At 67.5% G+C, this 10869-nt stretch carries 9 protein-coding genes; 7 read left to right on the forward strand and 2 right to left on the reverse strand.

Annotated elements, in window-relative coordinates:
* The first annotated feature begins 7 nt into the window (after positions 1-7).
* The 4 genes from VXJ37_RS13755 (at position 8) to VXJ37_RS13770 (ending at position 4080) form a co-directional block, all read left to right on the forward strand.
* Positions 8-1213: an argininosuccinate synthase gene (locus VXJ37_RS13755; protein WP_331323581.1), complete on the forward strand. Its 1206-nt coding sequence runs from the start codon at positions 8-10 to the stop codon at positions 1211-1213.
* Positions 1214-1218: 5 nt separating this feature from the next.
* Positions 1219-2646: an argininosuccinate lyase gene (argH, locus tag VXJ37_RS13760; RefSeq protein WP_331323582.1), complete on the forward strand. Its 1428-nt coding sequence runs from the start codon at positions 1219-1221 to the stop codon at positions 2644-2646.
* A gap of 69 nt (positions 2647-2715) precedes the next feature.
* Positions 2716-3264 carry a pyridoxine/pyridoxamine 5'-phosphate oxidase gene (locus VXJ37_RS13765; RefSeq protein WP_331323583.1) on the forward strand — a complete coding sequence of 183 codons (549 nt, stop codon included), beginning with the start codon at positions 2716-2718 and terminating at the stop codon, positions 3262-3264.
* A gap of 21 nt (positions 3265-3285) precedes the next feature.
* On the forward strand, positions 3286-4080 hold the full coding sequence (locus tag VXJ37_RS13770) for a maleylpyruvate isomerase family mycothiol-dependent enzyme (protein ID WP_331323584.1): 795 nt from the start codon (positions 3286-3288) through the stop codon (positions 4078-4080).
* A 30-nt stretch (positions 4081-4110) separates the two neighbouring features.
* On the opposite strand, the gene VXJ37_RS13775 is transcribed toward VXJ37_RS13770, so the two are convergent.
* Together VXJ37_RS13775 and VXJ37_RS13780 are read right to left on the reverse strand one after the other, a co-directional pair.
* Positions 4111-4605 carry a methylated-DNA--[protein]-cysteine S-methyltransferase gene (locus VXJ37_RS13775; RefSeq protein WP_331323585.1) on the reverse strand — a complete coding sequence of 165 codons (495 nt, stop codon included), beginning with the start codon at positions 4603-4605 and terminating at the stop codon, positions 4111-4113.
* Positions 4602-6077 (reverse strand): AlkA N-terminal domain-containing protein, encoded by a 1476-nt coding sequence (locus tag VXJ37_RS13780; RefSeq protein ID WP_331323586.1) that lies wholly within the window; start codon positions 6075-6077, stop codon positions 4602-4604. The genes VXJ37_RS13775 and VXJ37_RS13780 overlap by 4 nt, the downstream gene beginning before the upstream one ends.
* Before the next feature lie 128 nt (positions 6078-6205).
* Between VXJ37_RS13780 and VXJ37_RS13785 the strand changes: the two genes are divergently transcribed.
* The 3 genes from VXJ37_RS13785 to tyrS are packed head-to-tail and all read left to right on the forward strand — an operon-like array spanning position 6206 to position 10514.
* Entirely contained in the window at positions 6206-6886 is a 681-nt protein-coding gene (locus VXJ37_RS13785; RefSeq protein WP_331323587.1) for a DNA-3-methyladenine glycosylase, read from the forward strand.
* Between the two features lie 51 nt (positions 6887-6937).
* Positions 6938-9166, forward strand: a complete 2229-nt coding sequence (locus VXJ37_RS13790; protein ID WP_331323588.1) for a HelD family protein — start codon at positions 6938-6940, stop codon at positions 9164-9166.
* Between the two features lie 34 nt (positions 9167-9200).
* Positions 9201-10514, forward strand: coding sequence for a tyrosine--tRNA ligase (tyrS, locus tag VXJ37_RS13795; protein WP_331323589.1), 1314 nt, complete (start codon positions 9201-9203; stop codon positions 10512-10514).
* The last annotated feature ends 355 nt before the right edge of the window (positions 10515-10869 follow it).

The following is a 10869-nucleotide window of genomic DNA, read 5'->3' on the forward strand; positions in this document are numbered from 1 at the left end:
ATTTAAAGTGACTGAACGCATTGTGCTGGCCTACTCCGGCGGCCTGGACACGTCCGTCGCCATCGGCTGGATCGGTGAAGCCACCGGTGCCGAGGTCATCGCCGTGGCGGTCGACGTCGGACAGGGCGGCGAATCGCTGGAAACCATCCGCCAGCGCGCCCTGGGCTGCGGCGCCGTCGAAGCCTACGTCGCCGACGCATCGGATGAGTTCGCCAACGAATACTGCGTGCCCACCCTGAAGGCCAACGCCCTCTACCAGGGCCACTACCCTTTGGTGTCCGCCATCTCCCGCCCGGTCATCGTCAAGCACCTGGTGAAGGCTGCCCGCGAATTCGGCGCCACCACCGTGGCCCACGGCTGCACCGGCAAGGGCAACGACCAGGTCCGCTTCGAAGTGGGCATCCAGACCCTGGGCCCGGACCTGAAGTGCATCGCACCGGTCCGTGACCTCGCCCTCACCCGCGACAAGGCCATCGCCTTCGCCGAGGAAAAGGGACTGCCCATCGAGACCACCAAGAAGAACCCGTACTCGATCGACCAGAACGTCTGGGGCCGCGCCGTCGAAACCGGCTACCTCGAGGACATCTGGAACGCTCCCACCAAGGACATCTACGACTACACCGCCACCCCGGAGTTCCCGCCGGCACCGGATGAGGTCACCATCTCCTTCGAAGCAGGCGTGCCCGTCGCGATCGACGGCGTCAAGGTCACCCCACTGCAGGCCATCAAGGAACTGAACCGCCGCGCCGGCGCCCAGGGCGTGGGCCGCATCGACGTCGTCGAGGACCGCCTCGTGGGCATCAAGTCCCGCGAAATCTACGAGGCCCCCGGCGCCATGGCACTGATCACCGCGCACAAGCACCTCGAGGACATCACCATCGAGCGCGAGCAGGCCCGCTTCAAGGCCACCGTTGGGCAGCGCTGGGCCGAGCTGGTCTACGACGGCCAGTGGTTCTCCCCGCTGAAGCGCTCCCTGGACGCGTTCATCGAGGACACCCAGAAGTACGTCTCCGGCGACATCCGCATGACCCTGCACGGTGGCCAGGCCATCGTCAACGGCCGCCGCTCGGACACTTCGCTGTACGACTTCTCGCTGGCCACCTACGACACCGGCGACACCTTCGACCAGTCCCAGGCCAAGGGCTTCATCGAGCTGTGGGGCATGTCCGCCAAGGTTGCCTCCGGCCGCGACATCCGCGTCGCAGGGGAGTAGCCCGCGTGGCTGAGCAGAAAACCGAGGCAACGAACGCAGGTGCGCTGTGGGGCGGCCGGTTCGCCGGCGGTCCCGCGGACGCCCTCGCGGCGCTGAGCAAGTCCACGCACTTCGATTGGCGGCTGGCCCGCTACGACATCGCCGGGTCCAAGGCGCACGCCCGCGTGCTCCACAAGGCCGGGCTGCTGGACGACGCCGAGCTGCAGGGCATGCTGGAAGCCCTCACCAAGCTGGACGAGGACGTGGCCTCCGGCGCCTACCTGCCGGCGGAGTCCGATGAGGACGTGCACGGTTCGCTGGAGCGTGGCCTGATCGAGCGGGCCGGCGCCCAGCTGGGCGGCAAGCTCCGGGCCGGCCGGTCCCGCAACGACCAGGTGGCCACCCTGGGCCGCATGTTCCTGCGCGACCACGCCCGGATCATCGCCCGTGGCGTGCTGGCCACGGTGGATGCGCTGGTGGAGCAGGCCAAGGCACACCATGGTGTCGCCATGCCTGGCCGCACCCACCTGCAGCACGCGCAGCCGGTCCTGCTCAGCCACCACCTCCTGGCCCACGCGTGGGCCCTGCTGCGCGACGTGCAGCGGCTTCAGGACTGGGACAAGCGGGCCGGGGTTTCACCGTATGGCTCGGGCGCGCTGGCCGGGTCCTCGCTGGGCCTGGACCCGGAGGCCGTGGCCGCCGACCTCGGGTTCTTTTCCGCCGTGCACAACTCGATCGACGGCACCGCCTCCCGCGACGTCTTCGCCGAGTTCGCCTGGGTCTGCTCGATGATCGGCGTGGACCTGTCCCGGATCTCCGAGGAAGTCATCTTCTGGGCCACCAAGGAGTTCTCCTTCGTCACGCTGGATGATTCGTACTCCACGGGGTCCTCGATCATGCCGCAGAAGAAGAACCCGGACGTTGCCGAGTTGGCCCGCGGCAAGGCAGGGCGCCTGATCGGCAATCTCACCGGGCTGCTGGCCACGCTCAAGGGCCTGCCGCTGGCCTACAACCGAGACCTGCAGGAGGACAAGGAACCGGTGTTCGACGCCGCCGACACCCTGGAGCTGCTGCTCCCGGCCGTGTCCGGCATGATCGCCACCCTGACCTTCAACACTGAGCGGATGGAGTCGCTGGCCCCGCAGGGCTTCGCGCTGGCCACGGACATCGCCGAGTGGCTGGTCCGCCAGGGCGTTCCGTTCCGCGAGGCGCATGAGCTCTCCGGTGCCGCCGTGAAGCAGGCAGAGTCCCGCGGCGTTGAGCTGTGGGACCTGACCGACGAAGAGTACGCGGCGATCTCGGAGCACCTCACGCCCGAGGTCCGCACAGTCCTCTCCACCGAGGGTTCGCTCAACAGCCGCAACTCCCAGGGCGGAACGGCGCCGGCCGCCGTCGAACGCCAGCTGGCCGCACTGGAAGGCGAGCTGGCCGGCGTGCGGGAGTACGCCGGGTAGGAAGCATTGTTGCCGAGGGTCCCGGGGTATTCCCCCGGGGCCCTCGGTGTCTGTGGCTAGGCTGGGACCATGAGCGAAACCTTCCGCAAGTTCCTTCGCACCCTGCCCGACTTTCCGTCCGACCTGCCGGGCTTCGACCCGGACAACGCTCCGCAGGACCCTGCATTGCTCTTCAAACAGTGGCTGGATGAGGCGATGGATGCCGGTGAGCGGCAACCGCATGCCTTCAGCCTGGCCACGGTCGGCGGAGACGCCAACGGCAAGCCGCAGCCATCCTCGCGCATGCTGATCCTGAAGAACATCGACGACGACGGCTGGCACTTCGCCACGTCCCGCACCTCCCGCAAGGGCCGGGAACTGGCGGAGTCGCCCCGGGCAGCGATGAACTTCTACTGGCCCGGGCTGGGCCGTCAGGTCCGCGTAGCTGGCGCCGTGACCGAACTGTCCACGGAGGCGTCCGCCGTTGACTGGCATGAGCGCCCCAGGGCTGACGGCACCGACAACCCGCACTGGCAGCTCTACGCCCTGCAGCCTGTCGAGATCGAGTTCTGGCAGGCCAGCAACGACGGCCATCACGTGCGCCACCGTGTCGGGCCGGACGGACGGCCGCTCTCCTGACGGCTCCGCTAGGCTGGCCGCATGACCTCTCCTTCTCCTGCCGCCCTGCTGGCTGGGCTGCACAAGGCCGCCACGGCGCTGACCGCCGCCATGGACCGCATCCCCGACGGTGGCGAACGCGCTCCGTCCACCCTTCCCGGCTGGAGCCGCGGACACCTCCTGGCCCACATCACCGGTATTTGTACTGCGTTGGGCCGCCAGGTGGAATACGGCCTGCGCGGCGAGACCGTGGAGCTGTACGACGGCGGCGTGGACGGCCGTAACCGTGCCATCGATCTTGCCGCCGGGCACAGCCTTCAGCAGCACCGGGACGATGTCGCCGCGGCCATGCAGCGGGCGCTCACCGCCTTCGATGCCTTGGACGGCGAGGAGTGGCAGACGCGCATCGCGTTCCGCGACGGCGTGATTTTCGACGCCGGCCTGGCGCTTTGGCGGGAACTGGTCATCCACGCCTCGGACCTGGACACTGGAGCAGGGCCCGAAACCTGGAGCAGGGAATTCTGCTCCCACCTCTTCGACTTCCTCGCCGCACGGATACCGGCCGACAAGCGGCTGGTGCTCCAGCCCGTGGCACTGCCGCCCCTGTCCCTCGGAGCCGGCGGCAGCACCGTCGTCGTCAGCGGGATGGTCACCGACATCGCCGCGTGGCTGGCCGGCCGCACGCCGTCCCTGGACAGCCTGCGGGCCACCGCCGCCGGCGACAGCGCCGACCTGCCGGGCCTGCTGCCCTGGCCTCGGCCATCCCGGACCCGAAGTAGACATTCGTTGCTCCATCACTTTTGGTCCCTAAGCGGGGGTTTTAGGGACCACAAGTGATAGAGCAACGGGTTCGGGGAGCTGCCGGCGTCAGGCGGCTTCGCGGGCCAGCAGGCTCTCCTTGATGCGCAGGCCCCAGCGGAAGCCGCCCAATGAGCCATCCGTCCGGATGACGCGGTGGCAGGGAACGAACAAAGCTGCCGCGTTGAAGGCGCAGGCACTGGCCGCGGCGCGGACGGCGCGCGGATTGCCTGCCAGTGCCGCGTACTCGCTGTACGTGACGGGTGAACCGGGCTTGACCTGGCGCAGGACGTCCCAGGCATGGGCGCGGAACGGGCCCGACTGCTGGAGGACGGGTACGGCCATGGCCGGTGCCGGGTCGCCGGTGTAGAAAGCCTCGACGGCGGAGGAGATGCCGCCAAGGGTTGTCACCTCGTCCACCGCGTCCGGGCGCAGCGCCGGATGGACCTGTCCCAGCAGCTCCGGAAGGCCCGCGGTCCAGCCCGAGGCGAGGACCATGCCGTCACGGGCGAGGATGGTGAAGGGGCCGTCCGAGGTGGACAGCTGCAGCATTTGGGCTTTCATGGCTTCCCTTTCACAGGAGCGGTGGTTGTGGCGGCAGGCCGGGCAGCGGCACGCCAAAGGTGCATGGTGGCGTAGGAGCGCCACGGGCTGGTCTCCCGGAAGTCCGGGCTCAAGGCACTCCCACCATTATCGAGGGCGCGTATCCCGTTCCGGACCGCGGCATCGTTGGCGAGGAAGATGTCCGGGGCGCCGAGGACCCGCATGGCGACGTACCCCACTGTCCAAGGCCCGACGCCGGGAAGCGGCAACAGTGCCGCGGTGAGGCCGGGGAGGTCGTCGCCGTACCCGAACTCCAGGCTCCCGCCGGCCATCGCGTTCGCAGCATGAAGCAGCGACTCGGTCCGGCGCCTCGGACCACGGAGCAGGTGTCCTGCCGCCGCGATCTCCGCGGCAGTGGGGAACAACCGGTCCAGCCGGTCTCCGGGTGCACCGGCGGGACTGCCCGCAGCCGACAGGTGGGTCAATGCCGTCCGGGCCGCGGCCACGGTGATCTGCTGGCCCACCATGGCGCGGACCAGCAGTTCCTGTGGATCCAGGGCGCCCGGCAGCCGCATCCCCGGAGCTTCGCGGACGGAGGTGGCCAGGCGTGGGTCGGCGGCCAGGGTCCCATCGATCGCCTCCGGGTCCGCGTCGAGGTCAAAGAGCCTCCGCACGCGGCTGAGCAGCACGGGCAGGTCGCGCAGGTCAACCGCGCCGACGGTGAGGGTCAGCGGCCGCCCCCGGGCGCCGTCGTCGTACTCCACCCGGAAACGGGCATCACCGTGGGGGAGCCTCAGCGTGCGGGCATAGGAGGTGGAAGTGCCCTCCTCGATCCCCGGGATGGCACGGACGGCCAGGAAGGAAAAGATGCCCGGATCGAACGGTGGGCGGTACGGCAGGCCCAATACCAGTGTGGTGGTGCCGCCGGACCCCGGGTGGCGGACGGTTTTGCGCAGGGCTGTGGGTGTCATGTCGAACACTTCGGCGATGGTCTCGTTGAACTGCCGCACGCTGCTGAAGCCGGCCGCGAATGCGACGTCCGCAAGCTTCATCGTGGTGGACACCAGCAGCGTGCGGGCGGTCTGGGCCCGGGCTGCACGCGCCAGGGACAGCGGCCCGGCGCCGAGTTCCTGGCCCAAAATACGGTTGAGCTGCCTCGGCGAATAGCCCAGGCGGGCAGCGAGGCCGCCCACCCCGTCCCGGTTGATCACGCCGTCATTGATGAGGCGCATGGCCCTGCCCGCAATATCCTGCCGGACGTTCCAGGCCGGAGTGCCCGGGACCGCCTCCGGCAGGCACCGCTTGCAGGCGCGGTAGCCGGCTTCGTGCGCGGCGGCCGAGGTCTCGTAGAACGTCACATTCGATGCTTTAGGGGTGCGGGCGGGGCACGAGGGCCGGCAGTAGATCCCCGTGCTGCGGACGGCGGTGAAGAACTGGCCGTCGAACCGGGGATCGCGGGCATCGATTGCCCGGTAGCGCTGCCAGAAGTCCATTCCTCCATCCTGCCAGTGGAGACGTACCGGTACTAGCGGAAATCGGACATGGCCGTGGGGGCGGAAAATCTCGCGCCGGGGCCTTGGCCACGCAGATGAAACCGGCAGCATCTGGGTAAGGTCAAGCAATGAACCAAAGCACTGGGGCAATGGAAGCACTGCGGGAATTCCTGTCCGCAGACGCCCGGGAGCTGGCCCCGCAGCTGCTCGGTGCCGTGCTGAACCACGAATCCCGGGATGGCGCCGTGTCCGTCCGACTCACCGAGGTGGAGGCCTACATGGGGCCCGAGGACTCGCTGCATCCGGACCCCGGCTCGCACACCTACCGCGGCCCCACGCCCCGCAACGCCCCCATGTTCGGCCCAGCCGGGCACCTCTATGTGTACTTCACCTACGGCATGCACCACTGCACCAATATCGTCTGCGGTCCGGCCGGCGTCGCGTCCGCGCTGCTGCTGCGGGCGGGGGAGGTGGTGGAAGGCATCGAGCTGGCACAGCGCCGCCGCCCGACGTCGAAAAGCCTGGCCGACCTGGCCAGCGGTCCGGCCCGCCTTGCCAAAGCACTGGGGTTGACGACGGCGGACAGCGGCCGGGACGCGCTGGCGCCGCCGTTCGCCCTGGAGCTTCCATCCGGACCCCGAGGGCCGGTCACTTCCGGCCCGCGCGTGGGCGTGGCGGGCGCCGGGGGTTCGGAGGAGTACGCCTGGCGGTTCTGGCTTGCCGGGGACCCCACCGTTTCCAAGTACAAGGCGGCGAAGCAGCGGATCCGCAGACCGGCTGGCGAGCCACCGGGGTTTCACCAGCGTTAACGGAAATGGTTGTAGAATGGACGGTCTGTCTTTCGCGATAGGGGAACGTTAATGCACGACGCCGAATTGGCCCACGAACGGGAGTATGTAGCCGGCCTGTATGCCCGGCTGGAGGAACTCCGGGAGGAGAAGCGCGGCCAGCTGGCGCAGGTCCGCCGTGCGGGAGCCGTGGGCACCATGCAGAACGTTTCGGAACGTGACGCGTTTGCCGCACTGTATGAGGACCGCCTGGCGCAGCTGGATGCTGTGGATGACCGGCTGGTCTTCGGCCGCCTGGACCTGGACTCCGGGGAAGCGCAGTACATTGGCCGCATCGGCCTCACCACCGAGGACCTGCAGCGGCTGATGGTGGACTGGCGTGCGCCCGAAGCCGGGCACTTCTACCAGGCCACCGCCTTCGACCGCCAGGGCGTGCGGCGGCGCCGCCACCTCATCCTGCAGGGACGCGAAGTGAAAGCCATCGAGGACGATGTGCTGGACGCCGCCATGCTCACCGATGACGAATCGCTCCAGGGCGAAGGTGCCCTCCTGGCCGCGCTGAACTCCAAGCGGACCGGCCGCATGTCTGACATCGTCAGCACCATACAGTCCGAGCAGGACCGCATCATCCGCTCCTCCATCTCCGGTGCGGTCGTGGTCCAGGGCGGCCCGGGCACGGGCAAGACTGCCGTTGCCCTGCACCGTGCCGCCTACCTGCTCTACACCCACCGTGACCGGCTCAAGAGTGCGGGCGTGCTGCTGGTGGGCCCGTCGTCGTCGTTCATGAAGTACATCGAACGCGTGCTGCCCTCGCTCGGTGAGACCGGCGTGGTCATGGCCAGCCTGGGCCGCCTGATGCCCGGGATCAACGCCGTACCCGAAACGGACGCGGACGTGGCCGCCATCAAGGGCCGCCTGGACATGGCTGCCATCGTGGCCAACGCCGTGTCCAACCGCATGCGCGTCCCAGCGCAGAACCGGATCCTGGAGGTGGACGGGCGCAAACTCACCCTGACGCCGCGGCAGGTGCGCCGTGCCCGGGAACGTGCCCGCGCCACCGGGAAGCCGTACAACGAAGCCCGTGTGACGTTCGTGAAGATCCTGCTGCGCGAGCTGACCGAGCAAATGACCGAACTGGTCGAAGCCGGGAACATCGGCAACAACGCCGACCGCTCCTACCTGGCCGAGGATGTGCGGACCGCCCGGGACGTGCGGATCGCCCTGAACCTGTGCTGGATGCCCATGACGCCGGAGAAGCTGATCTCCGACCTCTTCAGCAAGCCGGAAATCCTGGAGTTCTGCACCCCCAACCTGACCCCGGCCCAGCGGGCCCTCCTGCAGCGCCCGGCCGACGCCCCGTGGACCGAAGCGGATGTCCCGCTGCTTGACGAGGCCGCCGAACTGCTCGGCGAGCTGGACCCGGCTGCCGGGCGCGGGCTGGCACAGCAGGAGCACGACCGTGCCAGGGACCTCGCCAACGCGAAGCAGACCCTGGTCAATATGCAGGCCGCCGGCGTGGACCCGCTGATGTCCGCGGAGGAGCTTGCAGAGCAGAACCGGGAGCAGGAATCCCGGCAGACCGCCGCCGAGCGCGCCACGAGCGACCGCACCTGGGCGTTTGGACACATCGTGGTGGATGAGGCCCAGGAACTGTCGCCCATGCAGTGGCGGCTGCTGGTGCGGCGGTGCCCCCTGAAGTCGTTCACCATCGTGGGTGACATCGCGCAGACCAGCTCCGTGGCCGGCGCCAACTCCTGGCAGGGGGCGCTGGCCCCGATGTTCGGTGACCGCTGGCAGCTGGAGGAACTGACCGTCAACTACCGCACTCCGTCCCAGATCGCGGAGGCTGCCGTCAGGATGGCCAACGCGGCGGGCCTGGTGGTTTCCGCCCCTAAGGCTGTCCGCGAGGGGCGCTGGGAACCCATCATCGACGAAGTTGCGGCCGGCGCCGTGGTGGACCGGCTCGTTGAGGTTCTTCCGGAGGAACTTGGGGCGCTCGACGGCGGCCTGCTCGCCGTGATTGCCGACGGTGACCTCCTGCCCCAGGCTACGGCAGCCTTGCGCGCCGTGTATGGGCGACGGATCGGCAGCGGGGCCGGGAGCTACGAACAGGACATCGTGGTCATCAGCCCCCGCGAGGCCAAGGGCCTGGAGTTCGACGGCGTCGTGGTCCTGGAACCATCCACCATGCTCAACCACGAACACGGCAAGGTAGGGGATCTCTACGTGGCCATGACCCGCGCCACCCAGCGGCTGCGCCTGATCGCGGCCCAACCCGTACCCGCCGGGATTGCCGGCTGACAGGGCCTTCGGCGTTACTGCTAACTTAGGAAGCGTGCCAGAACTGAACAACCTCGAACCGCAGCGCAACGACCCCACTTTCGCCAACATTTGGCAGGAACTGAAGTGGCGTGGGCTGGTCCATGTCTCCACCGACGAAGCAGAGCTGGAAAAGCTCCTCGCCAACGGGCCCGTTACGTACTATTGCGGCTTCGATCCCACCGCGCCGAGCCTGCACCTGGGCAACCTGGTCCAGCTGCTGGTCATGCGCCGCCTCCAGCTCGCCGGCCACAAGCCGCTCGGGCTCGTGGGCGGCTCCACCGGCATGATCGGTGACCCGCGTCCGACGGCGGAACGCACGTTGAACACCAAGGACACCGTGGCGGAGTGGGTCGGCTATCTCCAGGCCCAGGTGCAGCGCTTCCTCAGCTTCGACGGGGACAACGCTGCCAGGATGGTGAACAACCTGGACTGGACGGCGCCCTTGAGCGCCATCGACTTCCTGCGGGAAGTGGGCAAGCACTTCCGGGTGGGCACCATGCTGCGCAAGGACGCCGTGGCATCGCGACTGAACTCGGACGAGGGCATCAGCTACACGGAGTTCAGCTACCAGATCCTGCAGGGCATGGACTACCTCCAGCTGTACCGCGATTACGGCTGTGTGCTGCAGACGGGTGGCTCGGACCAGTGGGGCAACCTCACCAGCGGCACCGAACTGATCCGCAAGGTGGAGGGCAAGAGCGTGCACGCCCTGGGGACGCCGCTGATCACCAACTCGGACGGAACCAAGTTCGGCAAGAGCGAAGGCAATGCCATCTGGCTCGACGCCGGCATGTGCAGCCCCTACGCCTTCTACCAGTTCTGGCTCAATACGGCAGATGCCGATGTGGTGGACCGGCTCAAGGTGTTCACCTTCCTCACGCGTGCGCAGATCGAAGAGATTGCCGTGTCCGTGGCCGAGCGTCCGTTCGCCAGGGAAGGCCAGCGGAAGCTCGCTTTCGAAGTGACCTCACTGGTGCACGGCGTGGAAGCCACCGAGAAGGTGATTGCCGCGTCGGCAGCGTTGTTTGGCAACGGGGACCTTTCCGCGCTGGACAAGGCGACCCTCCAGGCGGCCACTTCCGAACTTCCCACGACCACCGTGCAGGTGGATGAAATGGGGATCGTGGACCTGCTGGTGGCGTCCGGACTTTCCGACAGCAAGTCCGCTGCACGCCGAACTGTGGGGGAGGGCGGCGCCTACGTGAACAACGAGAAGGTGTCCGATCCTGAAGCCGTGATTTCCGAATCCGAACTTCTGCACGGGCAGTACCTGTTGCTGCGCCGGGGCAAGAAGAACCTTGCCACCGTTGAAGTGCTGGTTCCCTAGCACCTTCCGGACCTTCATGCACGCCCTTCGGCAGCCGATTTGCACGGCTGCCGGGGGGCGTGTATTGTTTTCTGAGTCGCCGCCGCTGAGCGGTGACAAACCCCCAACTAATGAGAAGCAATTCTTGCCGCGGATTACGCGGACTTGGAGAAATTGCTTCTTATTCTGCTGGGCGGATTCATTCCACCGAGTGAATTCCGGGAAAATTACCGGATTTGCAAAAGTGAATATGAATGAAATAAGATAAAAACATCGCAGCGAAGAAATACGGAATAGAAATTCTTTGAATTGTTTCCGCGAGTATTCGATATGTGTCTGTTGTTTGAGAACTCAATAGTGTGCCAAGTTTGTTGAT

Source organism: Pseudarthrobacter phenanthrenivorans, from assembly GCF_036455295.1.
Lineage (GTDB): Bacteria > Actinomycetota > Actinomycetes > Actinomycetales > Micrococcaceae > Arthrobacter > Arthrobacter phenanthrenivorans_C.

What these genes read in the sequence shown, in the direction of transcription:
- VXJ37_RS13775 (WP_331323585.1), bottom strand. Translation starts at nt 4,605, where the DNA reads ATGAAAGCCCAAATGCTGCAGCTGTCCACCTCGGACGGCCCCTTCACC.
- VXJ37_RS13790 (WP_331323588.1), top strand. Translation starts at nt 6,938, where the DNA reads ATGCACGACGCCGAATTGGCCCACGAACGGGAGTATGTAGCCGGCCTG.
- VXJ37_RS13765 (WP_331323583.1), top strand. Translation starts at nt 2,716, where the DNA reads ATGAGCGAAACCTTCCGCAAGTTCCTTCGCACCCTGCCCGACTTTCCG.
- VXJ37_RS13785 (WP_331323587.1), top strand. Translation starts at nt 6,206, where the DNA reads ATGAACCAAAGCACTGGGGCAATGGAAGCACTGCGGGAATTCCTGTCC.
- VXJ37_RS13770 (WP_331323584.1), top strand. Translation starts at nt 3,286, where the DNA reads ATGACCTCTCCTTCTCCTGCCGCCCTGCTGGCTGGGCTGCACAAGGCC.
- VXJ37_RS13780 (WP_331323586.1), bottom strand. Translation starts at nt 6,077, where the DNA reads ATGGACTTCTGGCAGCGCTACCGGGCAATCGATGCCCGCGATCCCCGG.